At 30.1% G+C, this 25,578-nt stretch carries 23 protein-coding genes and 1 pseudogene; 20 read left to right on the top strand and 4 right to left on the bottom strand.

Features of this window, described 5'->3' with window-relative positions:
• Window positions 1-106: 106 nt before the first annotated feature.
• Complete coding sequence (locus ACR0P1_RS00845; RefSeq protein WP_432644519.1) at window positions 107-1,444, bottom strand: restriction endonuclease subunit S; 1,338 nt, start codon at window positions 1,442-1,444, stop codon at window positions 107-109.
• A gap of 102 nt (window positions 1,445-1,546) precedes the next feature.
• Here ACR0P1_RS00845 and ACR0P1_RS00840 point away from each other — a divergent pair, with 102 nt between their 5' ends.
• From ACR0P1_RS00840 to ACR0P1_RS00820, 5 genes are all read left to right on the top strand, one after another.
• A complete protein-coding gene (locus ACR0P1_RS00840; RefSeq protein WP_432644518.1) occupies window positions 1,547-2,851 on the top strand; it encodes a restriction endonuclease subunit S in 1,305 nt (434 codons plus the stop codon).
• Between the two features lie 153 nt (window positions 2,852-3,004).
• Window positions 3,005-5,089 carry a GmrSD restriction endonuclease domain-containing protein gene (locus ACR0P1_RS00835; RefSeq protein ID WP_432644517.1) on the top strand — a complete coding sequence of 695 codons (2,085 nt, stop codon included), beginning with the start codon at window positions 3,005-3,007 and terminating at the stop codon, window positions 5,087-5,089.
• Between the two features lie 173 nt (window positions 5,090-5,262).
• Window positions 5,263-7,152, top strand: a complete 1,890-nt coding sequence (iorA, locus tag ACR0P1_RS00830) for an indolepyruvate ferredoxin oxidoreductase subunit alpha (RefSeq protein ID WP_432644516.1) — start codon at window positions 5,263-5,265, stop codon at window positions 7,150-7,152.
• Between the two features lie 4 nt (window positions 7,153-7,156).
• On the top strand, window positions 7,157-7,741 hold the full coding sequence (locus ACR0P1_RS00825; RefSeq protein ID WP_432644547.1) for an indolepyruvate oxidoreductase subunit beta: 585 nt from the start codon (window positions 7,157-7,159) through the stop codon (window positions 7,739-7,741).
• A 56-nt stretch (window positions 7,742-7,797) separates the two neighbouring features.
• Window positions 7,798-8,076, top strand: coding sequence for a hypothetical protein (locus ACR0P1_RS00820; RefSeq protein ID WP_432644515.1), 279 nt, complete (start codon window positions 7,798-7,800; stop codon window positions 8,074-8,076).
• Window positions 8,077-8,175: 99 nt separating this feature from the next.
• Here the strand turns inward: ACR0P1_RS00820 and ACR0P1_RS00815 are convergent, their stop codons facing one another.
• Both ACR0P1_RS00815 and ACR0P1_RS00810 read right to left on the bottom strand, forming a co-directional pair.
• Window positions 8,176-8,628 (bottom strand): amino acid-binding protein, encoded by a 453-nt coding sequence (locus ACR0P1_RS00815; RefSeq protein WP_432644514.1) that lies wholly within the window; start codon window positions 8,626-8,628, stop codon window positions 8,176-8,178.
• 9 nt (window positions 8,629-8,637) lie between these two features.
• Window positions 8,638-9,942 carry a phenylacetate--CoA ligase family protein gene (locus ACR0P1_RS00810; protein WP_432644513.1) on the bottom strand — a complete coding sequence of 435 codons (1,305 nt, stop codon included), beginning with the start codon at window positions 9,940-9,942 and terminating at the stop codon, window positions 8,638-8,640.
• Between the two features lie 201 nt (window positions 9,943-10,143).
• On the opposite strand from ACR0P1_RS00810, the gene ACR0P1_RS00805 reads away from it, so the two are divergent.
• The 8 genes and pseudogenes from ACR0P1_RS00805 (at window position 10,144) to ACR0P1_RS00770 (ending at window position 18,434) form a co-directional block, all read left to right on the top strand.
• Entirely contained in the window at window positions 10,144-10,944 is an 801-nt protein-coding gene (locus ACR0P1_RS00805; protein ID WP_432644512.1) for a tetratricopeptide repeat protein, read from the top strand.
• A 102-nt stretch (window positions 10,945-11,046) separates the two neighbouring features.
• Window positions 11,047-12,660 carry a sodium:solute symporter family protein gene (locus ACR0P1_RS00800; RefSeq protein ID WP_432644511.1) on the top strand — a complete coding sequence of 538 codons (1,614 nt, stop codon included), beginning with the start codon at window positions 11,047-11,049 and terminating at the stop codon, window positions 12,658-12,660.
• Window positions 12,657-12,770 (top strand): symporter small accessory protein, encoded by a 114-nt coding sequence (locus ACR0P1_RS00795; RefSeq protein WP_432644510.1) that lies wholly within the window; start codon window positions 12,657-12,659, stop codon window positions 12,768-12,770. Before ACR0P1_RS00800 ends, ACR0P1_RS00795 begins: the two co-directional genes overlap by 4 nt.
• A 204-nt stretch (window positions 12,771-12,974) precedes the next feature.
• Window positions 12,975-13,880, top strand: a complete 906-nt coding sequence (locus ACR0P1_RS00790; protein WP_432644509.1) for a PHP domain-containing protein — start codon at window positions 12,975-12,977, stop codon at window positions 13,878-13,880.
• A 3-nt stretch (window positions 13,881-13,883) separates the two neighbouring features.
• Window positions 13,884-16,286, top strand: coding sequence for a DNA polymerase III subunit alpha (dnaE, locus tag ACR0P1_RS00785; protein WP_432644508.1), 2,403 nt, complete (start codon window positions 13,884-13,886; stop codon window positions 16,284-16,286).
• Window positions 16,287-16,743: 457 nt separating this feature from the next.
• Window positions 16,744-17,055: pseudogene (locus ACR0P1_RS00780) on the top strand (FecCD family ABC transporter permease); the annotation flags it as partial.
• The gene (locus tag ACR0P1_RS00775) at window positions 17,046-17,849 is read left to right on the top strand and encodes an ABC transporter ATP-binding protein (RefSeq protein WP_432644507.1); all 804 of its coding nucleotides are present in this window, start codon (window positions 17,046-17,048) and stop codon (window positions 17,847-17,849) included. The pseudogene ACR0P1_RS00780 and the gene ACR0P1_RS00775, both read left to right, overlap by 10 nt.
• 9 nt (window positions 17,850-17,858) lie before the next feature.
• Window positions 17,859-18,434 (top strand): FmdE family protein, encoded by a 576-nt coding sequence (locus ACR0P1_RS00770; RefSeq protein WP_432644506.1) that lies wholly within the window; start codon window positions 17,859-17,861, stop codon window positions 18,432-18,434.
• Window positions 18,435-18,509: 75 nt separating this feature from the next.
• On the opposite strand, the gene ACR0P1_RS00765 is transcribed toward ACR0P1_RS00770, so the two are convergent.
• Window positions 18,510-19,052, bottom strand: a complete 543-nt coding sequence (locus tag ACR0P1_RS00765; protein ID WP_432644505.1) for a DNA-3-methyladenine glycosylase I — start codon at window positions 19,050-19,052, stop codon at window positions 18,510-18,512.
• A 215-nt stretch (window positions 19,053-19,267) separates the two neighbouring features.
• On the opposite strand from ACR0P1_RS00765, the gene ACR0P1_RS00760 reads away from it, so the two are divergent.
• From ACR0P1_RS00760 to argJ, 7 genes are all read left to right on the top strand, one after another.
• A complete protein-coding gene (locus ACR0P1_RS00760) occupies window positions 19,268-20,410 on the top strand; it encodes an aldo/keto reductase (RefSeq protein ID WP_432644504.1) in 1,143 nt (380 codons plus the stop codon).
• A 104-nt stretch (window positions 20,411-20,514) separates the two neighbouring features.
• Complete coding sequence (locus ACR0P1_RS00755) at window positions 20,515-20,865, top strand: nascent polypeptide-associated complex protein (RefSeq protein WP_432644503.1); 351 nt, start codon at window positions 20,515-20,517, stop codon at window positions 20,863-20,865.
• Window positions 20,866-20,870: 5 nt separating this feature from the next.
• A complete protein-coding gene (locus tag ACR0P1_RS00750) occupies window positions 20,871-21,614 on the top strand; it encodes a metallophosphoesterase family protein (RefSeq protein WP_432644502.1) in 744 nt (247 codons plus the stop codon).
• Between the two features lie 64 nt (window positions 21,615-21,678).
• Window positions 21,679-22,704 carry an NYN domain-containing protein gene (locus ACR0P1_RS00745; protein ID WP_432644501.1) on the top strand — a complete coding sequence of 342 codons (1,026 nt, stop codon included), beginning with the start codon at window positions 21,679-21,681 and terminating at the stop codon, window positions 22,702-22,704.
• Window positions 22,697-23,899: a hypothetical protein gene (locus ACR0P1_RS00740; RefSeq protein ID WP_432644500.1), complete on the top strand. Its 1,203-nt coding sequence runs from the start codon at window positions 22,697-22,699 to the stop codon at window positions 23,897-23,899. The genes ACR0P1_RS00745 and ACR0P1_RS00740 overlap by 8 nt, the downstream gene beginning before the upstream one ends.
• Before the next feature lie 21 nt (window positions 23,900-23,920).
• Entirely contained in the window at window positions 23,921-24,289 is a 369-nt protein-coding gene (locus tag ACR0P1_RS00735; RefSeq protein ID WP_432644499.1) for a hypothetical protein, read from the top strand.
• 18 nt (window positions 24,290-24,307) lie between these two features.
• Window positions 24,308-25,531, top strand: a complete 1,224-nt coding sequence (argJ, locus tag ACR0P1_RS00730; protein ID WP_432644498.1) for a bifunctional ornithine acetyltransferase/N-acetylglutamate synthase — start codon at window positions 24,308-24,310, stop codon at window positions 25,529-25,531.
• Window positions 25,532-25,578 lie beyond the last annotated feature (47 nt).

Below are 25,578 nucleotides of genomic sequence, written 5' to 3'. Positions count from 1 at the left end.
TATTATAATATAATATTTGTTTTACTAATAAATATATTAATTACTATGAAGTACAAATTGTGAAGTTTATTTTATGGTTAATGTTGATAATTTGAATAGGAATATATTAAACATTTATAGCAGTATCACTCAATCTGGAAGTTAAATTGTATGATTTGATGAATAAATGTTGAATAACTGGAAATCTTGCAGATAAATAATGACTAGTGATTATCAAATCACAATTTATCTTCGATACATCAATCTCACCAGACATTAATTTTGGAAGTAACGTGTCTCGTAATCTTTGTAATTTTTTGGTTACTTCATTCAAATTAAATTGTAATAAATTAATTTCTTCAAATTTAGCTCCAATTTTATTTAATAACTGTTTATCAGAAGGAAGTGCAACTTCTAATTGTTTTATTGTTGTTTGATTAATAGCTGGTTGAACACTTGAAGTTGTGAACTCATTTAAATAATATTGGGCTCTTGGGGTTTTAAAGAATGTTAACAATAATGCAGGAGCAATATTTTTAGATCTAATTAAACCTACATTAGGATTTAATGTTGCCTCACCATAAATTTCATAGTACATTGCAATCGGACCAATAGTTCCAGTTTTAGCAATAATTAAATCTTTATCTCTAAGCATGATTTCTGGAGATTCATCATATTTTTCACGAGTTAAATGTTTTGCAGAATTAAAATCAATAAAACCAGAAGTTATTTCTTTACCTCCAACAACCCATGGACCTTCATCAACTAAATCATTTGTTGTATATCCTCTCCAACCTATTCTACCTTTAACATCAGATAAATCCCCAATAGTTTTAATTTCCCAAGATTCAGGGATTTCACCTAAATTAGATTCTTTAAAAGGTTCAGACATATTAAAATCATTTTTTAAATCAAAATCAATAAACCATTTTCTAAATAAATTTTGAGATAATTGCTCTAAATTTTTATTTAAGTCTTTGCACACTTCTATTTTTTTATCAATATTCTTTAAAATGTTAAGGATTTTCATTTGATCTTTAAAGTCTTTTGGAAGTGTAATTTCAAATGTTTCTATATCTTTTTTATTTATAGAACCGAATACAGTTCCACTTTCTTTATTTATTAAATGGGATATATTAGCTTTAAGGAGATAATATAAAAATTCATTATTCCCTTCTTTCATTTGAATTCCACATACTCCCCGGCCAATACAAATATCTTCTTTTGCAATGTTTAAATCGCCTACTGGTGCTCTAACACTCATTAATACACTACTTTCCTTCGCAACTTTCTTAGTTGAAGTAGTATATAATTCAAATGAAGGATATTTATCCCCAAAAGTCTTATTTCCTTGTAAAAAAGGCATTCCTTCAAAAGAATCATTATAAAATTCAGATTTAGGAGATTGACCCATAGTAATATTAGTAATTGATTTTAATTCAACCGTTTTCCATTCTAAACTCAAATTTTTAGAAATTAAAAAATTGTAATAATAACTAATTCAATCAATGTTGAATTCCATAGAGTTTATTCTACAATATTCAAGATTAATAATAACTTTAAAAATTTGAGTTTTTCAGAATGGGAATATCAAAAATTAGGAAAATTATGTAGTTTTGATAAGGAAAGTATTGATCCTAAAGATAATGTCCAATATTGTCATTATAGTTTTCCTGCTTTTGACAATAATAAAGAACCTGAAGTTGAGATGGGTGAAAATATAAAAAGTTCTAAATTCAATTTCAAAAAAGGAGATATATTATTCAATAAACTAAATGTTAAATTTAAAAGGGTATGGAATATTGATTTTGATATAAAAGATAATTCTATTTGTTCTACTGAGTTCATACCTATTCAATCAAAAGATATAGACAGGGATTTTTTATATTACTGTTTAATTAATCCTAATTTTACTAATGAAATGAAATATTTGAGTACTGGAACTTCAAACAGTCATCAAAGAATAAACATAAAAGATATTCAAGATTATGATTTATTTTTACCAAAGAGCAAAGATATTCAGAGCAAAATTGGTTATATTCTGAAACTTCTTGATAAAAAAATTAAAATCAATGAGAAAATAAATAAAAATTTAGAGAATATTTTAATGTCTATTTTTAACAGTTGGTTTATTAATTATAAGAGACATGATAAGTCCAATGGAATGGAAACAGATGAAGAATATGGTGAAGTTCCTAAAGGATGGTCTGTTGAGATGATAGAAAATTATGTTGATTTTGTTACGGGGGTTGAGCCTGGAAGTAAAAATTATCATGAAAAACAAGAAAATAATGATATTCCTTTCCTTCGTGTTGGTGATTTAAGCTCAAGCAATAATATGGTTTTTATTAATAAGTCACTTTCAAAGAATAAAATTTTAAACTATGACGATATTGTATTATCTTTAGATGGTACAGTAGGTATCGTTAAAATAGGTTTAGAAGGAGCATATTCAACTGGAATGCGTAAACTTGTAATAAAAAATGATAAAATTAATAAACCTTTTTTATATTGTTTAGTGAAATCTACAAGAATCCAAAAAATTATTGAAACATTCGCTACTGGAACAACGATTTTACATGCTGGAAAATCAATAAAACACATGAATTTCGTTTTACCTGATAAACAAACAATGAATGAATTTGGTCAAAATGGAACTCCCATAATTTCAAATATTCTATTAAATCTAAAAGAAATAGAAAGATTAACTAATTTAAGAGATATTTTACTCCCAAAATTAATGTCTGGTGAAATTGATGTCTCAAAGGTAAATTGTGATTTGATAATTCATAATTATTATCTATCAGCGAGATTTTCAACTATTTTCTTACATTTATCAGTTAATCTTTTCCTGATTGATTGTAATGTTTAACGTAATCTATATTGTGGTAATTCCATATTCTTTGTATCATTTAAAAAACAATATTGTTGATTGAGAACATCGAATGCAAGAATTAGTTTGTAAATTAATATTAAAAAATAAATTTAGAAGATGTTAAATACAGTATAAATTAAAATAATTAATATGAAAGCTGGAAATACTACTTTAAACAAGTTTTTAAAAAGACCACTTAAAATGAGTATTCCAATTTATCAAAGAAAATATAATTGGTCACTTGAGGAATGTAGGCAATTATTTGAGGATATTTTATCTATCGGTGGTGATGAGGATAGAAAAAGTTATTTCATTGGGTCAGTTGTTGTTAAAACAGAAAGTGATGAATTATTAGATGATTATCTTGAACTTACTTTAATTGATGGGCAGCAAAGGATTACTACATTAACATTAATATATTGTGCAATATGTAATTATTATAAAAATATTGATGAAAGAGTATGCTATAAACTTTATAATGATTTCTTGATTAATGATGAGTTAGAAGAAACAACAATTAAACTTACATTAACAAAAGATGATGATGAATCCTTAAAATACATTATTAATTCAATTCCTACAGATAAAAAGTTTAATTTGGATCCTAAAAAATCGGTTAACATTTATAATAATTATGAATTTTTTAGAAAACAAATTACTGATGAGAATATTGAAACAGTAATGAAAGGATTGAAAAAATTAGTATTTATATCTGTTGTTTTAAATCAAAATGATAATCCTCAATTAATCTTTGAAAGTCTTAATTCAACAGGTTTGGAACTTAATAAAAGTGATTTGATTCGTAACTATGTATTAATGGGATTAGAAACTAAAGATCAGAATTTTTTATATGAAAACTATTGGTATGAAATTGAACAAGAATTTAAAAACAAGGAACTATTTTTTGATGATTTCATTAGATATTATTTATCTTTTGAAAGTGGTCGTATTCCTAAAAAAGATGATGTTTATAAAGAATTTAAAAATCATGCGAAGGGTTTTGATAAAGTTGAGGATTTAGTAAAAGAGCTACATAAATATGCACGCTATTTTGGATGTATACGTTTTGGTAAAGAAGAAGATCCAGATTTAAAAAATGCATTCAATAGTTTATATGAATTAGATTTTAATGTAACATTACCATTTTTACTTTCAGCTTATAATGATTACAAAGAATCACTTAATAATCCAGAAATAAACTTAACTAGAGAAGAATTCATTAAAATTGTCCAATATGTTGAAAGTTATTGTTTAAGAAGAGCTATCTGTGATATACCAACAAATTCAATGAATAATACATTTGCGAGATTAGCTAAAGAGATTAATAAAAAAGATTATTATAATTACTTTATTGCAGCAATGTTTGGAAAGAAAACATATAGGAGATTTCCTCAAAATGATGAAGTTAATGAAAAGCTTTTAACTCAAAATATGTATTCTAAGAAAATTCTAAAACATATACTAATCACTATAGAAAATATTGATGGTAAAGAATTTGTTAGTGGGGAGAATTCAACAATAGAACATATTATGCCGCAGAACTTAACTAAAGATTGGGAGTTAGAATTAGGATCTAATTATGAAGAAATACATAATATATATCTTCATACGTTAGGTAATTTAACATTAACACCTTACAATTCAGAATTAGGAGATAAATCTTTCCATGATAAAAAAACAGCTGAAAAAGGTTTCTGTAAATCAAAATTAACACTAAATGAAGGTTTATGTGAATTAGATAAGTGGACTGATAAAGAAATTATTAATAGAACTAAACAATTATCAAAAAAGATTATTAACATTTGGAAATACCCTACAAAAACATCAAAAGTAACTGAGATAATCAATCATGTAAATGAAACTGGTGATATTAAAGAGTACACGCTTGATGACTTTGAATATCTTAGAAACAGAACAATAACAAGACAATTGCTTGATACATTAAATATAATGATTTTGAAATTAGATTCAACTGTAATTCAAGTAATCAATAAGAAATATATATCCTACAAGAAAAACAAAAACTTCGTAGAATTAGAGCCATTAAAAACAGGCTTAAAATTGTCACTTGATATTCCATTTGATGAATTAAATGATCCTAAAGGATTATGTAATGATGTATCATATAGTGGTGGAGGAGGTACTGGATTAACACGTTTACACCTCCAAGATGAAAAAGAGGTAGAATATGTCATGGATTTAATTAAACAATCTTATGAATACAATTTTAAATAGTTATCCAATAACCATCACTTTTTAAATTTTTAGTTACTTTTTCATATTTAGTTTGATTTATACAAATTAATTTCTAGCTTATAATAACTTTTATTACTTTGTTTTTTCAAAAATTAGTGTGTTAATAACGATTGTATATACAATTGTAATATGATTATTTTGAGGAAATTATAATGAATTTAAAAGAATTAGTCACAGGAGGAGCTGGTGAAAAACAATTTTTACTGGGTAATGAAGCTGCTGTAAGGGGACTTATAGAAGCAGGTGTTTCTATTGCAGCTACTTATCCTGGAACTCCTTCATCAGAAATTGGAAATGTATTATCTGTATTAGCTAAGGATGCTAATATTTATTTTGAATTTTCTACTAATGAAAAAGTCGCAATGGAGGTTGCAGCAACTGCAGCTGTTTCTGGCCTTAGGTCATTTACATTTATGAAACATGTGGGTATGAATGTTGCAGCAGATTCATTTATGACTACTGCATATTCTGGAGTTAATGGTGGAATGGTTATTTTATCAGCTGATGATCCATCACTTTTTTCATCTCAAAACGAGCAAGATACTCGTAATTATGCAAAACTCGCAAATGTACCTATTTTAGAGCCATCTAACTGTCAGGAAGTAAAAGATATGGTTAAATATGCATTTGATTTGTCTGAACAATTTAATATTCCTGTAATTGTTAGAACAACCACTCGTGTATCTCATATGAGGGGTGTTGTTGAGTTTGGTGATGTTAGGGATAATTCATCAAATAATGATGATCATTGGAAAAGAGGTCATTTCAACAAGGATCCTTCAAAGTATGTTCCGGTACCTGCATTTGCTGGGGATATGCATGTAAAGCTTTGGGATAAGATCCATAAAATTGAAGAAATCACCAATAAAAGTGAATTTAATAATGAAATCAGTTTAGGGGATAAAAAATATGGATTAATAGCTTCAAGTAGTGCTTATAATTATGCTCATGATGTTGTAAAATTCAATAATTTGGATATCAGTGTTTTGAAGTTAGGATTTAGCTATCCGTTCCCACAGGAAAAAGTAACCGAATTTTTAAAGGATTTGGATGAAGTATTTGTAGTAGAAGAGGTTGATCCAATTATTGAAAGAGATACTTTAGCTTGCATTGGAGCATTAAACCTTAATGTTCAAGTTCATGGTAAACTGGATGGAACTTTCCCGATTTATCATGAATTTAACTCTGATATTGTATCTGATGGATTAAACAAGGTATTGAATTTCAAAAATGATGAGGCTATTGAATTTTCCAAAAGCCTTGAAAAATTAAGTGAAGATATTCCGTCTCGTGCTCCGGTTTTATGTGCAGGATGTCCTCACAGAGCAATGTATTATGGAATTAATGTAGCAATCGAAGAATTAGGATTAAAACCTTCAGATGTGATATTTGCTTCTGATATTGGATGTTACACATTAGGTATTAATCCACCTTACAATGCTGCTGATTACTTATTATCTATGGGTTCCAGTGTAGGGGACGGTTGTGGATTTTCTGTTTCATCAGATCAACAAGTAGCTAGTTTCATTGGAGATTCTACATTTTTCCACAGTGGTATTTCTCCGTTAATAAATGCAGTGCATAATAAACATAATTTTGTTTTAACTGTACTTGATAACAGGATTACTGCAATGACTGGTGGTCAACCAAACCCTGGAATTCCTGTTGATGGAATGGGTGATGAAGCTCCTGAAGTTTCCATTCGTAAATTAGCATTAGCTTGTGGAGTTGATTTTGTACGTGTAATCAATCCATTTAACTTGGAACAAGTTGTCAAAACATATAAAGAAGCATTTGAAAGAGATGATGTGGCAGTAATTATATCAAAAGCTCCATGTACTTTAATTAAAGGTTTAACTAAAAAACCTGCGGTTAAATTTGTTGAAAGTAATTGTAATAATTGTGATAAATGTGTTAGTCAATTAGCATGTCCTGCAATTTCCAAAATCAATGAAAAAATAACTATTGATGAATCTCAATGTGATGGATGTGGTGCATGTATTCAAGTATGTAAATATGGTGCTTTAGAGGATGGTAGGTGAGAAAATGGATAATCATTATAATATTTATATTTGTGGTGTTGGAGGCCAAGGAATCATTAAAACCTCAACAATTATTGGTGAAGCTGCGATGAATCAAGGTTTAGATGTAGTGATGAGTGAAATTCATGGTATGTCTCAAAGAGGAGGTTCTGTTTCTACTGAATTGAAAATAGGTGGTTACAATTCATCAATTATTCCAAATAAAGGTGCAGACATGTTACTTTCATTTGAACCTATTGAGACAATAAGAGGATTAAATAAAGTAAATGATGAGACCAAAATTGTTTATAATACTCATCCGATTATTCCATCTTCATCTGATAAACCATATCCTAGTGTTGACAGCATTACCAAAACATTAAAGGAAAACTTTAAACATGTGCTTCCAATTAACGGAACTCAATTAGCTATGGATGCAGGTAGTGTACTTGCATTGAATATGGTTCTTCTAGGTGCAGTAACAGCTGATGATAAGTTCCCATTAACAAAAGAATCTGTTATTGAGGCTATGAAAAACAATTTAAAACCTAAATTCCATGAAATGAATTTAAAAGCTATTGAAAGCGGATATAAATCCATTAAAAGTTAAAAATTTAAATACTTATTAAACTAAAGATAAAATTAGATATTGAAAGTGTGATAACTATGGCTTACAAAATTGATAATGCAATTATAAAAAAAGATAGGACTGGAAAAGTAACTTTAATTGATCCTGAAAATGTTTTTGATAATGAAGATGCATTTATTGCTGTTAAAAGTGATGATTTAATTACAATCCAACTTCTAATCAATGCTATTTTGAAAAATGATTTCAAAAACTGGAAAAAATTAGGTCCTATTCCTGAAACTGAACCAATTAAAAGCCTATTTGTCCGCTTAGGTTATTCAAAAGGGGATATAGCTAATATGTTAAAAGAATTTTAGCTATTTTTATTTCTCTTTTTTTAATTATTTTACAAACTTTTTTTATTCAGGTGATTATAGGTTGCAAATGCAATCAATGCATTTTTTTAAAAAAATAATTTAGAAGAGACCGTGAATCTCTTCTATAAATTTAATGTCGTCTTTTTTTAAGAGTTTAATATCTTCATCGTCTATTAACTCTTTAGCTCTTTCCATGTTTTCTAATCGTATAACTAGAATAGCAACATTAGGTTTGCTACTTACAAATGCATATACGTAGTCTAAATTAATTCCTTTTTCATCAAATACTGTTAATACTGTGTTTAATCCATTAGGCTTATCTGGAATTGATAAGAGAAGTACCTCGTTTTCTTTTACAATAAAACCATCTTTTTCAAGAGCAGCTATTGCTTTTTCATTGTCAGAAACAATTAATCTTAAAATTCCATATTTGGTTGTATCAGCTATTGAAAGAGCACGAATATTGATATTTGCTTCTGCTAATGTGTTCATCGCTTTTTTAATTCTTCCTTCTTTATTTTCTACGAAAATTGAAATTTGCTTTACTACCATTTTACCACCTTAATCTTCAAACTTCCTTTCATCAATTACACGTACTGCTTTACCTTCACTTCTTGGAAGTGATTCTGGTTCACAGATGGTTACATCTACTCTAAGTCCTGTCTCAGATCTAATTGATGATTGGATTTGTTTTTCAACTTTTTCCATTTCTTTCATTTTATCGAAGAATAATTCTTTTGAAGCTTCTACTTTAACTTCCACTTCATCTAGAATATCAGGTCTTGTTACATGGATTAAGTAATTAGGACTAATACCTTGGATTTTAAGTAATGCTTTTTCGATTTGTGATGGGAATACCATTACTCCTTTGATTTTCATCATATCGTCACTTCTACCTGTGATTCTTGTCATTCTAACGGTAGTTCTTCCACATTCACATTTTTCACCAATTAAAGAGGTTAAATCTTTTGTTCTGAATCTTAAAATTGGCATTCCGGTTTTAGTTAATGAAGTTAAAACAAGTTCACCCTTTTCACCATATTCTAAGGTTTCACCAGTTTCTGGGTTGATGATTTCAGGATAGAAATGATCGTCTTGAATGTGCATTCCATTTTGCTCATCACATTCTTGAGCAACACCTGGACCCATGACTTCTGTTAAACCATAAATGTTGTGAGTTTTAATTCCAAGAGATGATTCTATTCTTTTTCTCATCTCGTCAGTCCACATTTCTGCTCCATGAATTCCTGCTTTTAAATTAATATCTTCTAATGGAATTCCTGCTTTTTCACGGGATTCTCCAATATATGCTGCATAGGAAGGAGTACATGTTAAGATATCACTTTGGAAATCAACCATTGTATCAAGTTGCCTTTGGGTGTTTCCTGCAGAAATCGGGATTGTGATAGCTCCCATTTTGTTTCCTCCGTGGTGAATTCCGAATCCTCCGGTAAACAATCCGTATCCATATGCATTTTGAATGATGTAATCTTTTTTAGCACCAGCCATTTTAAGACCACGAGCAATACATTCTCCCCAGATATCTAAATCATTCTGGGTGTATGCTGTAACGGTTGGTTTTCCAGTTGTTCCGGATGATGCATGTACTTCTACAATGTCTTCACGTGGAACTGCAAGTAATCCTAAAGGGTAAGCTTCTCTTAAATCGCTTTTTGTAGTAAATGGAATTTTTTCAATGTCTTTTAATGTTTTGATGTCTTCAGGTTTTAAACCAATTTCATCGAATCTTTTTTTATAAAACTCTACATTTTCATATGCGAGCTTAACGGTTTTTTGTAATCGTTCAAGTTGTATTTCTTCCTTTTCTTCTTTACTCATACATTCGGCTTTTTCATCCCAAAACATATATATCCCTATTTTTTCATTTTTTTACACTATTTAATTATTTTTGTTCATTATTATAAATGTTTAGTTTGAACATATTTTCTTATATTCATTGAAAACATTGATTTAGGATGGTAAAATATTAAATTAACATCAATTTTTACTTTATTTTTTAAAAAAACTATTTATAATTCTTTAATTCTAAATTAAATTGGTGATATTTTGAATTTTAGATTTAATGAGTGTAAAAAGGAATTTGATGGGGGAAATTTTGATAAAGCATTGGCTATTTTAAATGAAATTGAAATTGATGATGAAGATTATACATTTGCATTGATGCTTAAGTACAATTGTCTGATGGGTCTTGGATGTTATGATGATGCTTTAGATATTATAAATCTGTTGATTAGTAATAATCCATATTTTTTGCTTTTATGGTTTGATAAGGTCAGGTGTTTGTATTTTCTTGATGATTTAACAGGTGCAGTGGATGCATTGAAACATGTTGAACGTCTTGTTGATTTAAATGATGTTGATGGTCTTGTTTGTTTTGTGAAACTTTGTAATTTGGTTGGTGAACATGAAACTGCACTTAAATACTGTGATATGGTGCTTGATATTGATGAGTATAATGTTGATGTGTTGCTTGAAAAATCCCTTGTTTCAAATATTTTCAATGACAAGAATATGATGAGTGAATGTGGTGATAAACTTTTAGATGTTTGTGAGAGTAATATGTCAATATTGATGGTTTGTTTTGCATTGAAACTATTTTCTGGAATGTATCGTGACTGTTTTGATGTTATCTTAAACATAAGTTCCATGGATTTTAAAATGGGTGAAACATTAAAGAAAATTTTTTATAATCAAATGTTGTGTGATTTTAATGTCCAAGTTTTGGTGGAAAATAGTGCTGAAATAACAATAGATGAATCAATATCTCTGCTTTTTGATTATAGATATGATGGAATTGATTTTGGGAATGTTAAAAATGTTAAGTATATAATACTCGCCAAAACATAATGTACAAATATGTACTATAATGTATGATAGTAATCTTTATATAAATAAGTATGCTATATTAATAATGTAAATGTTAATTTTTATTTTTTGAGGTAATTATTTATGGACGTAATGATTTTATCAATAGTATTTATAATTTACATCTTTGCGCTTGTTTTTGTAGGTTATTATGCATACAAAAAAACTAATTCCTCTGAAGACTTCATGATTGCTGGTAAAGATACACATCCATTCATCATGGCAATGAGTTATGGTGCTACGTTTATCTCGACAGCAGCTATTGTTGGTTTTGGAGGAGTTGCCAGTGAATATGGTATGAGTGTTTTATGGTTGGCATTCTTAAACATTATCATTGGAGTATTCATCGCTTTTGTATTTTTAGGAAAAAGAACCCGTAGAATGGGGCATGCACTAAATTCATTAACATTCCCGGAATTTTTAGGAAAACGTTTTAACAGTAAATTCATCCATTATTTTTCTGGAATGATTATTTTCTTTGCAATGCCACTATATGCAGCTGTTGTATTGATTGGAGCTGCAAGATTTTTAGAATCTTCTTTATTGATTGATTTCGGTATTGCTCTTCTTATATTGTCAATTATTATTACATTCTATGTATTGTTTGGTGGTATTCGTGGTGTAATGTATACTGATGCATTACAGGGAAGTATCATGGTTGTTGCTATGGTATTCTTGCTTGTATTTGTATATTGGTTACTCGGTGGAGTAGATACTGCAAATACAGCATTGACAAATATGGTTAACTTGTATCCTGCTGAGGCTATTGCAGCGGGTGGAACTGGATGGACGTCATTTCCAACGTTTGGAAGTCCATTTTGGTGGTCCCTTGTATCTTCAACACTCATAGGTGTAGGTATTGGAGTACTTGCTCAGCCTTCATTGATTGTAAGATTCATGACAGTTAAGTCAGATAAAGAATTAAACAGGTCTGTATTAATTGGAGGAATATTCATTGCAATCATGCCAACAACAGCATATATCGTAGGATCAATTTCCAATGTGTACTTCTATGACACACTCGGAAAAATCGCAGTAGATGTAGTTGGAGGAAACATAGACAAGGTAATTCCAACATTTATTACAATGGCAATGCCTGAATGGTTTGTATACATATTCTTGCTTTCATTAATTGCAGCAGCAATGTCAACAATATCTTCACAATTGCACACTCAAGGAACAGCATTTGGTGTAGATATCTATGGTACATTAAGAGAGAAATCCAAACAAAAACTAGACCAAGTAAGCATTTCAAGAGTAGGTATCTTAATAGCTATCATATTGGCATTAATAATGGCATTCTTACTTCCAGGAAGTGTAGTTGCACTTGGAACAAGCTTGTTCTTTGAAATTTGTGCAGCAGCATTCTTGCCAGTATTCTTAGGAGCACTTTACTGGAAAGGAATCACAAAACTCGGAGCTATTGCAGGAATCGTATCTGGAACAATAGTCAGCTTATTCTGGTTGATTTTTGTATTCCAAAAAACTGCTGTAGGACTTGGAATCTGTAAATTTATCTTTGGAGTTGAAACATTACTTCCTGCAGCACCATGGCCGTTCATTGACGTAATGTTAATTGCAGTACCGATATCTGCAATATTTACAATTGTAGTTAGCTTACTTACAAAACCTCTAGAGCAAGAGGTAATCGATAAAGCATTTGAAAACATAGACAATAAGGGAAGTGAGGCAAAATGATGGTTTTTGGAATAGAAGACCCAATGATTTGGGGAGTATATGTAGGAATCATATTATCTACACTTTTATGCATTGTTTATGGTGCTGTAAATTGGAATAAAGGGGATTAAATCTCCTTTTAACTTTTTTTCTTTTTTTATTATTTAATTACATTACTTTTTTTAAACACAAAAATTATAGTAAAAGATAAAAATGTAATTTTATTAAAATACAGAATATTAACCAAATTCTATAAATTAAAGTTCATTCTGATAATTCATAGAACTGCTATTAAAAAATTAGATGATATTTAATTTAAAACAGGAGAAAAGATAATGGATCCGTTTGTAAATCTTCATGTTCATAGCCTACATTCAATTCAAGATTCAGTAATCAAGATTGAAGACTTGGTAGATAAAGTTTTAGAGTATGGGCAGTCCAGTGTAGCTATTACAGATCATTCCAGCTGTGCAGCATGGATTAAATTCAATCAATGCGCTAAAGATAAGAATATCCATCCTATTTTTGGTAATGAATTTTATTGCTGGCAATTTGGAGAATCTAAAAATAGTGACAGGGACCATTTAGTTTTATTAGCTATGAATCAAGAGGGTATGGTTAATATTAGGCGTTTTCAAAGGTTAGCTGTTAATGATTTTTATTATAAACCTATCTTGAGGTATGAAGTTTTAGAAAATAATCCTCATGATGGTATTTATGCCACTTCAGCTTGTTTCTCTTCAACAATTTCAAAATATATTTTGTTAAATAGCTTTGACAGGGCGGCCAGCTATTGTGAATTTTTTTATAATCTCTTTGATGGTAATTTTGCCCTTGAATTGCAGTTTCACCCAGATTTTCACATGCAATCAATAGTGAATGTCGGTCTTGTAAAGCTGAGTGAAGAATTATCCATCCCATTGACTGTAAGTTCGGATGCTCATTTTATTGATGAGACTGACAGGGATTTAAGGAGAATTGTAAAGGCTATTTCTTACAATAAAGAGTATAGTGAAATTGATGAATCATTAAAAAGTAACTGTCTTGGTAATTCTGAGTTAATAACTAAGTTTGCCATGGAATCTGATTTTCCTTATATGGATTTAGTTCCAAAGGCAATTAATCAAACTCAAAAAATAGCTAAACAGTGTAAGGGATATATAGAAGAGCCTAAAAGACATATTCCCATTTTTGATAAGCATGAGGAACTTGATAAATTATTTGAATTGCAGGAATGGTAATTAATGGACAATCACCAATATTTAGTTGACAAGTCATTTCAAGGTCTTGAAAAAAGAGGATTTAAAGATAATCCACAATACATCGAAAGATTAGTCAAGGAACTTGACATCATAAAATCTGGAGATTTAGCGGATTTCTTCTTAAACACGGCTTTTATTTGTCAGAAATCTAAAAGCAATGGAATTAGATTAGGTCCTGGAAGAGGTTCTGCTGCAGGTAGTCTTGTTTGTTATTGTCTTAAAATAACGGAGATAGATCCAATTAAGCATAAACTGGTATTTGAAAGATTTTTAAATCCTACAAGAATCAGTTCTATTGGGCTAGCCGATATTGATACTGATATTGACAGTACAAAACGGCAAAAAGTCCTTGAAGAGGTTAAAAAGGATTTTGGATTAGATAAAAGTTTTCAAGTAATTAATCACTTGCAATGGACAGAAAAACTAGCTATTAAGGATCTAGCAAGGCTTGATGGAGTATCATTTAGAGAATCCAATAATGTTACAAAGGCTATGGGTAGAAGTAAGCATGCTGAAAATGTTCCAAAGGTTATGGAATTTTTAAAACGCCATCCATTCATTGAAAAGAATTACAAAAAACTTGTAGGTTTAATTAAATCCTATAGTGTCCATGCAGGAGCAGTAATAACTCTGGACAAGCCTGTAGAATATTATGATTCTCTTTTAAAAGTTAATGACTTGATATGTTTGGATAATGATGGTAAGACATGTGATGCATTAGGTTTTCTTAAAAACGATTTGCTTGGAATAAAACCATTAGCAGTATTTGAAGATGCATTGAATTTAATTGAAGAGGATGTAAAGCTTCCGCAAATCTATGATGATGAGGAAGTCTTCAAAACAATAAATAAATCACAGTTGGGATTATTCCAGTTAGGTGCAGGTGCAACAGGTAGCGTTTGCAGGATGTTGAAGCCAGAAAACTTTGAGGAATTGGCTGCTGTTGTAGCACTTTCAAGACCTGGTGCAAAAAGTGGAGGGGATCGTGAAAGATACATTGACTGTAAACACGGTAAGCGATTGGTAAGCTATGAACATCCTGATTTGGAGCCAATCTTAAAGGAAAACTATGGCGCAATAATATATCAGGAAGATGTAATGAGGATAATTACAGATTTTGCAGGACTAACACCTGCTGATGCAGACAATATCAGAAGGGGAATAAGTAAGAAAATACCTGAAATCTTTGAAGAATACTATCCAAAATTCATTAGGGGATGTGTTAGTCGTGGAATTGATGAGGAGGTAGCTATTAAAGTATGGGATAAAATAGGAAGTTCTGGTGCATATTCATTTAACAAGTCCCATTCTGTAGCCTATGCGATGATAGCATATCTTGGAGGATGGTTAAAAACATATTATCCATCAGAATTTTACATTGCTTCTCTAAATCATGCAGATGGCGAAAGTAAAAGGCAAAAAATCTTAGATGAACTTGTAAATGAAGGATATGAACTGGCAAATCCGAATATTAATATCTCTACTTGTAAATATGCAATTACGGACAATAAAGTCTATTTACCTTTAACATCAATTAAAGGAGTTGGGATTCCAGCTACTGTGGCGATAATGGAAAACAGGCCTTTCAGATCATTTAAAGATTTCATGAAACATAAAACAAGCAAAGTCAATGCAAAAATAGTCAAAGCATTAATAGAAGCAGGAGCTTTAGATGATTTCAATAAACCAAGGGATGAAATGTATTCCATAGTTTCAGGTAAAAAGGTCAAATGGGATGAAACAGAAAAGATGTCAAGGGAATTTCAAAAAATCAACATAGTAATAAATGAAAATCTCTTGGATAAATATGATTTAAAACAGATTGGAATAACTAAGGAAGTTAAAAGTCTAGCTAGTTTAAAGGAGAATTCTGAATATTCTGATTTCTACATTAAAGTAATGTGTATGAAATTTACAGAAAAGAATGGTTATGGTATAGCAAAGGTTAGTGATGGATTCAATACTTTAAATTTAACAGTTCCAAGGGAGCTTATTGAAAGATATGGGAATGATTTAAATAAAATAAGTGCGCCATTATTCTGCCATGTAAATGGGCAAGGTGACTTTTACAGGATTTTATCTTTAATTTATTTGGATGATTTAGAAAAATATGAAAAAGAGATAAGTTTCTATACTGGTGTAGCTATTAAAAAACTTGAAAAATTCCAAAAAGCTAGTGACATCAAGGTAGGATTGGTGAGGGACATACACTACTTTAAAAGTCGAAAAAACAATGACTGTGTAAGGTATAATGTCCAAATAAGTGAAAATAAGATTTTGACAGGTAAAATGAATTGTGTAAATCCTCCAAAGCTTCTTGAAGGTGATTATATTTATTATATTGATCGAGATAATGTGTTTTTGGATATTGTTAAAATCATATGATAAATTTAGTCTTTTTTAGTTTTTATTATAGATAAATATATATTCTTTTTTGACATAAATTATACATAATCAGTATTATATTGGTGTATAATTATGGGTAATTTTGATTTTCTAAAAGATGATTTTAAGAATTTATATGATATTGCATATGAAATGGAATATGAACTTCTAAATTTCAGACCAAAATCCTCAGTATGTTTTGGAAGCAGATTCTTTGAAGAATTGCTTAGGGAAATTTATAGAATAAATCCAGAATTAGGTAAATCTACTTTTATGAATCCTTATGCTATGATTAATAATTTGTATGAGAAGGGAGGAATATCAAAAGAGATTAAAAATAAATTTGATGAAGTCAGAAGATTGAGAAATCGGATTATTCATAATGACCCAACTACTGGTATGGCCTTAGAATTCAATGAGGCCAATTTTAGATTAGCAATTTGGTTTTACTCAAGAATTGAACCCAATACGAATCAGGATGTTAATTATTGCAGGATGTACTTTATTAACTTCTGCTGCAGTTTCCGTAAGTGGAATCATTGGTTGGATTGGACTTGTTATTCCACATATGGTTCGTATGATTGTTGGCCCAAATAATAAGATATTAATCCCGGCTTCACTAAGCTTTGGTGCAAGTTTCTTATTATTGGTTGATAATATTTCAAGAGCTCTAATTTCAATTGAAATTCCGATTGGCATATTGACAGCCATTATTGGAGTTCCAATATTCTTATACTTACTTAAAAGAGGGTATTCCGAATGGGCATGACGAATAATATCTATGAAGTTAAAAACATTTCATTTTCTTATGGTGGTAGTAAAATATTCTCTGACATTAGCTTTTCAATTGAAAAGGGAGATGTATTATGTATTTTAGGTCCTAATGGGACTGGAAAAACAACATTGATAAAATGTTTAAATGGGTTGCAGGATATTGACTCTGGTGAAATTCTAATTAAGAGTAAAAACATCAAAAAACTATCTTTTAAGGAAATATCTAGAAATATGGGATACATCCCTCAAAATCATGCTCCTTTATTTCCATTTAAAGTAATTGATGTTGTACTTATGGGAAGAGCACCTTATTTGAATTTGACAGATTCTCCTAAGAAAAAAGATATGGTTATTGCATTGAATTCTTTGAGAATTTTAGGAATTGAAAATCTCAAAGACAAGGAATACACTAATTTAAGTGGTGGACAAATGCAGTTAGTATTTTTGGCAAGAATATTATGTCAACAGCAGGATATTTTGATATTAGATGAACCAACTTCTCATTTGGATTTTGGAAATCAAATTAAACTTTTAGAAATTATTGAGAATCTGGCAGAATCAGGTCTTTCAATTATTATGTCCTCTCATTTTCCAGATCATACTTTCCTAAGCTCAAATAAAGTAGCTATCATGAAAGATGGAGGATTTATTGATTATGGGGAACCTAGTAATGTTGTAACTGAAGAAAATTTAAAAAAGGCATATTCTATTGATGTAAAGTTAATAGAATTAGAAAATAAAAGAAAAGTTTGTGTTCCTTTAAAAACAAACTTCAAATTGGATTTATAAGGTGACTAGATGAATGAAGAAGATTATTATGAACAATTAGCAAAAGCAGCAGAATTTCATGGACATGTATGTGGTGGAATAGCTATAGGAACTAAATTAGCAATGTATGGACTTGAATTGCTTGGAATGGAATTAAATCGAAGACATGAAAATTTAATTGTATTTTTGGAAATTGATAGGTGCATGTCCGATGCTGTTCAGTCTGTTACTGGTTGCTCTATGGGTAAAAGAACTCTTAAACAGATGTATTATGGTAAATTTGCAGCTACTTTTTATAATCAAGATACTGGGGAAGCTGTAAGGATTACTGATGCTGATGCAAATAAAAAATTTAAAGATGAAGAGACAAAAGAAGAGATGATTTCCCGTTTCAGAAGAACTCCTCCTGAAGAGTTATTTAAAGTGGATAGGGTAAAAATTGAATTAGGTCCAGGAGATATACCTGGCAAACCTTACACAACAACATTTTGTTCTATTTGTGGTGAAAAAGTATCTGATGGTTGTCATGTGCTTAGAGGTGGAAGGCCTATATGCAGGTCATGTGCTGAAGGGTCATATTATGAATTAATTGAAGATTATTTATAATCTTATTTTATTTTTTTTCTTTATATTGACAGTAAGCTATTCAAACAATGAGAGTTACAGTATTTACTAATAATTTTATTTACTAAACAAAAAACAATTTTCCTGATGATTATTTATAATTCCAATGGATTCAAGATATGAATAAATAATTACTGGTCCTACAAATTTCATTCCACGCTTTTTCAAATCTTTGGAAATAGTTTTAGATAATTCAGATTCAGTTTTAAACTCAGCTTTAATTATGTCTCTATTAGTAAATCCCCAAATATAGTTGTCAAAACTACCAAATTCTTCTTGAATTTCCATGAATATTTTTGAATTATTTATTGCAGCGGATATTTTGCCTTTATGACGAATAATATCTTTATTTTTTCTCAATTCTTCAATTTTGTATTCATCATATTTAGCTATTTTTGTATAATCGAACTCATCAAAAGCAATTCTAAAGTTTTCTCTCTTTTTAAGTATTGTAATCCAAGAAAGACCTGCTTGAAATGATTCTAAAACAAGCATTTCAAACAATTCTCGATCATCATGCTTTGGCACTCCCCATTCTTCATCATGGTATTTGATGTATATTTCTTCATCAGTTACCCAATCGCATCGTTTAATTGTCATGGTGATTATTATTAAAAAGTTTATTTAAATATATTTTCCTTGAGCAATTAATTGGGTTTTTTAAATCTGATTTGGGTGTAATCATCAATTTAGTGATGATAATATAATCCTATACTCTGTAAACTTAGTGAATAAAGGAAAAAATTTAATAAATAGTATAAAATAAATTTTATATGATTAACTATTTTTTTATTATATTTTAATGAGGTATTACAATGACAGAATTAGGATTTGGAATGATGAGACTTCCAATTTTGGATGAAAATGACTTTTCAAGTGTGGATTTTAATCAAGTTTCAAAGATGGTTGATGCATTAATGGAAGCTGGCTTTAATTGTTTTGATACAGCTTATCCTTACCATGAAGGAGTAAGTGAAGTAGCTTTAAGAAAATGTCTTGTTGAAAGATATCCGAGAGATTCTTTTAAGGTATTCGATAAATTACCTACTTTTGCAATCACCGAGGAATCACAGCTTGAACCAATTTTTTCTGAGCAACTTGAAAGGTGTGGTGTTGAATATTTTGATTATTATTTAATGCATAATGTAAGTGGATTTTCTGAAAAAGGATGGTTGGATGTTGATTCCTTTTCATTTGCAAAGAAGAAAAAAGAAGAAGGATACATCAAGCATCTAGGATTGTCCACTCATGGTAATGCTGAATTTTTAGATAATATATTAACACTCCATCCAGAAGTGGAATTCGTATTGTTACAGCTCAATTATCTTGATTGGGAAGATGAAGGAATTGAATCTAGAAAATGTTGGGAAGTTGCAAGAAAACACGATAAGCCAGTAATGGTAATGGAAGCATATAAAGGCGGTTTTTTATCTGATGTACCTGATGAGGCTGAAAAGATAATGAAAGAATGCAATCCAGACAAGTCAATCACCTCCTGGGCAATGAGGTTTGTAGCTAGTTTGGAAGGAGTTTTCTTAGTCTTAACTGGTGCAAGTAGTCTTGAACAAATTGAAGAGAACATTGCTGAGTTTAAAAATGTAACTCCGCTTAATGATAAAGAATTAGAAGTTATTAGCGAAGTTTCAGAGATCATTAATGCTAACATTACTGTGGATTGTACAAAATGTAGATATTGTGTTGATGCCTGCAGTGAAAGTATTGACATTGCAAGAATCTTTGATTTGTACAATAAAGAAAAAATCCTTGGTGAAAATGAATGGTCTCCTATAGGAAATGCTTATGTAAACTATTCAAAGGTTCCAGGTGTTGGAATTGCTTCAGACTGCACTGAATGTGAACTATGTATTGAAGAATGTCCACAGGAAATTAATATCCCTGAAGTTTTAAAAGATGTTGCAAAAACATTTGAAACTGAAGGTTATGGATTTACCAACTAATTTTTTTCTTTTTTTAATTTTTCTATTTTTTACTGTATTTTAAGCAACTTTTAATTATAATAAATAATATATTATAAACATCTAATTTTTATGAGGGTTCTATTATGATACCGGGTATGAATAAAAAACAAATGAAACAGATGGAAAGACAAATGAAAAAAATGGGTATGAAAATGGAAGAGCTTGAAGGAGTTCGTGAAGTTATTATTCGTTTTGATGAAAAAGAATTGGTTATTGATGAGCCTAGCGTAAGCTTAATGAATGTAATGGGTCAGGAAACTTATCAAATTGAAGGTAGGGCTCGTGAAGTAGAACTTGATTATGAAATTGAAATTCCAGATGAAGATATTGAAATGGTAGCTAATAGTGCAGGAGTTTCAGCAGACGAAGCAAAATCCGCACTTGAGGAATGTAAAGGTGACCTTGCAGAAGCTATCATGAAATTGAATCAATAGATAAAATGACTCTTATTGTACATATTTCAGATTTACACATTTGTGAAAATGAATTTGATGAAGCTATGTTCATGAGGGCTGTTGAAGAAATCAATAATTTACAGCCGGACATGATTATTTTAACCGGAGATATAACTAATGATGGTTATTATGCTGAGTTTCAAAAGGCAACTGAATATTTAAAGATGTTTGAAGCTCCACTATTTGCAGTTCCAGGAAATCATGATGCTAAAAATTTAGGTTATCAATCTTTCGAAGAGTTGATTGGTGAGCGTAGTTGGAAATTAACTATGGATGGCGATTTAACCGTTATTGGATTGGATAGTAGTTCTCCTGATGAAAGTAAAGGACGTATTGGTGGTCCTCAGCATATGTGGTTAGAACATCAATTAGATGAATGTGTTATTAATGAAAATTTTTCCATTGTTGCTTTACACCATCATGTAATTTCTATTCCCCAAACTGGGCGTGAACGTAATGTCTTATCCGATGCAGGGGATGTTTTAAAAACATTAACAACTCATGAAGTTGATTTAGTAGTGTCTGGACATAAGCATGTTCCAAATATATGGAAATTAAACAACACTATTGTGGTGAATGCAGGTTCTCTTTCTTCTAAAAAGCTTAGAGGTAGAATAACTAATTCTTATATGACTTATAATGTTACAGAGGATGAAATAGAAATTTTTCTCAATAATGTCGGCGGAGAAAGATTTTTATTTGGAAAATATGCGAAAAATGTGTTATAAAGTAAATTTAAATAATTGAATACAGAGATATATTAACTGAATTATATTAGTTTTAGGTGATATTATGAAAGTGGTTGTAGATGCTTCTAATGTGGCATTTAGTGTTAAAAATGAAATGGGACAACCCCAAATGTCTAATATACTTGTAGCTGTTAAAGCACTAGAGGAAGGGGAAGATGAGTTTGTAATTATAGCTGATGCATCACTTCGTCATGATATTGATGATAAAGAAACATTTTTGAAATTATTGGAAAGTGATAATGTAGAAGAAGTTCCAGCAGGTAATGATGCAGATCATTTCATTTTGGATATTGCTTCACGTGAAAACGCAAAAGTTTTATCCAATGATAAATTCAGAGATTATGCTGCCGAATTTAGGAATATTTCTTCTATGAGGATTCCATTTATAATTGAAAATGATAGACTCACATTTGGTAAACCTAAGAAAGTTAAAAAAGATAAGAATATCCTTCAGAACATATGTGATGAAATTATAAAAGAATTAAAATTTAAAAAATGGGAAATTTATACTGGTAAGGAAGGTTTGGAAATTTCTCCATTGAATATTGCTAAACAGGCTATTATTCGTATTGATAATGAGAATAACACTGAATCTAGACTTGAAAACATCTTTGCTAAAATTCCAATGTTTAATAAAATTGTGGAAATGGTTGATGATGTTGAAATAGCCGCACCTTATGTGATTTTTGTATTGGTGCATCCTAAAGATTATAAAATTGCTGTTAAGAATGCAGGGAATATTTCAGTTACTGTTGCGGATAGATTAGGTCTTGAAAAAAAACCGCTGATTGCAGTTAGAAATGATTTATTTATTAAACCAGGTACTTTTGAATTGAACATCCTGTTGGCTGATGAGGTAACTGAGTATGCACCATATAATATTTCAGTTCGTGTATGTAGCAGTGATGAAATATTTATTAAAAAGAATTCAAGGAATATTGCAAGTACAATAGCTGGAAGACTTGGATCTTGGAAATTCCCATTTGTTTCAGTAAAACCAGATATGCTTTTAGAAAAACCTGGTGATTTCGAAATAGATCTTGAGAAGGGAGGAGGTTTAGATGGTTAATTTGTTAACTAAATCTTTAATTAAGTTAACCACTAATTTAAATCCAATTTCTATTGGAACCAAATTTTTCCCAACAAATTCTCTTGAAACTGAATATGTTGAGTTATTCAATTATACTCAAACTATTCTCTTTGAACTTGATAAGGCAGAAATAACATCAGATTCCATTCTAGAAAATTTAATTCGTGATGTTGGTGGTGAAAACCTTCCAAAGGATTATAATTTTTATGAATTGACTCCTGCTGAAGACAAAATTGAGGAATATGCTTTAGTAAGTAATATTATCATGGGTAATGATCGTTATTTTTACATTGAGCTTCAAAATCCGTCTAATTTGATTAATGTTTTTGTAAAAATAATTGAAAATGAAAAAGGGGAAGTTGTAGAAAAAACTGCTACAGAATTAGTTGCTAAAATGTTAAGTAAAAATGATGCAATTCGTGTAGCTATTGAATTAATTGGTATTGGATTATCTGAAGGAATTCAAGTGATTTCTGCTGTTGGAATGACTGGTGCAGCATCTATTGAAAGAGCTATTCATTATACTCAAAATGTAGGTAGCTTTCCAGGTATTGCATTTACTAAATTAGGTGGTGAATATGCACTTGTTTTTGATTCTCCATTTTTACTTCAAGAATCAAGACCAATGAATCTGGAAAATTATTTATTCATTGATTTAATTGATTCTACTAAGTTTATAGATAAAAATGGTCGTAATAAACTCGTTGATTTGATGACTGGTATTAAAAATTTCATTGAACAAGAATGTGATGGTGAATTAGAAGGTTATCGTGAAGGAGGGGATGATTTTATTGCAAGATTCCCATCTAAAGACTTAGCGATACGTGCAGGACTTGATGCTGCATGGTTTGCACTTGATAATGGTGCTAAAATAAGGGCTGGAGTAGGTAGAAGTAGAAGAGAAGCAGGTGAAAGAGCACAACTTGTTGATGATTTAAAATCAACTTCTCCATTGTCTTTAGTAGTATTTGAATTAGCAAATGGATTATATGCATATAATATTCCATCTGAATTTACAAGAACTTTAATCAATTTAATAGAAAATGAAAAGGCAAAATTGATTGGTGTTTTTGCATTTGTGTTTATATTTACATTTTTGATGTCAATTTTGGGACTTGGGATGTTTAGTTTCGTAGGTATTATAATAGCTTTAATTTATGCATTTGTAGCTTAATAAATAGAGAAGTGAGGTAATATGAGAAGAAAAGAAGATGATAAGAGGGTTTTATTTTCTCCAAATAGTAATCGTTCAAGGAGATCAAATAAAAGAAAAAGACCTCAATTTAAACCTAGATCCCAATCACGTAAACCGCGAAAATGGGGTAATATTACTGTATTTCTTATTATTTTAGCTTTAATTGCATTTGTCTTAGGTGTAGGAAGTGGAATATCATTAACATTTGAAAATGATAATGGTCCTCAGTGGGAAAATGTCACAGAAGAAATGACCACCAATTTAAGTGATGTTGAGAACTTCACTTATGATTCTGAAGTGGATAATGTTGATTATAATAGTAATGATACTTTAACTGAACTGAATGTTACGGTTGAACCATCGTATTAATTATTTTTTGTGAGTTTTATGGAGTTTATTAAAAATTTAAATGGAGGATTTTCTGTTATAGAAAATCTTAAAGTATCTGGAGCACGTGAAGGTAAATTTGGTGTTACAATTATTTATTCACCAAACAGTACTGCATCTGCAGTTTTTACTTCTAATAAGGTAGTTGCAGCTCCAGTTAAATATACTAAAAATGTACTTAAAAAAGGAATTATTTCTGCCGTTTTTGTAAATAGTGGTAATGCTAATTGTTTTACAGGTAAAAAAGGTTTCAAAGATTGTGAAACATTAGTTGAATTAGTATCTAATGATTTAAAAGTACCTAAAGATGAAATTGCTATTTCTTCAACAGGTGTTATTGGTCGTGAAATGCCTATAGATATTATTTCTAAAGTTGCTTATGAATCATTTTCAAAATTAGGAAATCAACCTGAAAATTCTCTAGCTGCTGCAAAAGCTATAATGACAACTGATACATTCCCAAAAGAATGTGCGGTTGAAGTTACATTAACAAGTGGTGAAAAAGTTAAAATTGCAGGCATTACCAAAGGAAGTGGAATGATTGCTCCGAATATGGGAACAATGTTGTCATTTATTGTGACTGACGCAGTAATTCCATCTGATGAAATTAAAAAAGCATTAAAAAAATCTGCAGATATCAGTTTTAACATGATTGTTGTTGATGGTGACGAAAGTACCAATGACACATGTTTGATGATGGCAAATGGAGCATCTAATGTTGAAGTTGTAAAAGATAGCGAGTTAGACCCTAATTTCCAGGAAGCTTTGAATTATCTATGTATTGATTTAGCTAAAAAAATGGCTCGTGATGGTGAAGGTGCTACTAAATTCATTGAAGCTAATGTTTGCGGTGCAAAAAATGAAAATGATGCGAAATTAGCTGCAAAATCAATTATATCCTCAAGTTTATTTAAATCTGCAGTATTTGGTGGAGATCCAAACTGGGGAAGAATAGTATCTGCAATAGGTTATTCTGGATGTGATTTGAATCCGGATATTGTAACAATAGCTATTGCAAATGATGCAGATGAAGTAGATCTTGTTCGTGATGGTGAAATTTTAGCATTTGAAGATACACCAAATCTTAAAAGAGCTGAAAAGGTGATGCAGTCAGAAAATGTTAAAGTTAATATTGAGATGAATTTGGGTGATGGTGAAGCGACAGCTTGGGGTTGTGATTTAACATATGATTATGTTAAAATTAATGCTGAGTATACTACATAAAGAAAACCTTTAAATATTTTAAAAACAAATATTTTTATGTTATAGAT

The sequence above is a fragment of the Methanobrevibacter sp. genome (genome assembly GCF_050872065.1).
Classification (GTDB): domain Archaea; phylum Methanobacteriota; class Methanobacteria; order Methanobacteriales; family Methanobacteriaceae; genus Methanocatella.
Note: the sequence above shows the minus strand (reverse complement) of the source record. Positions and strands in the feature narration are given on the sequence as shown.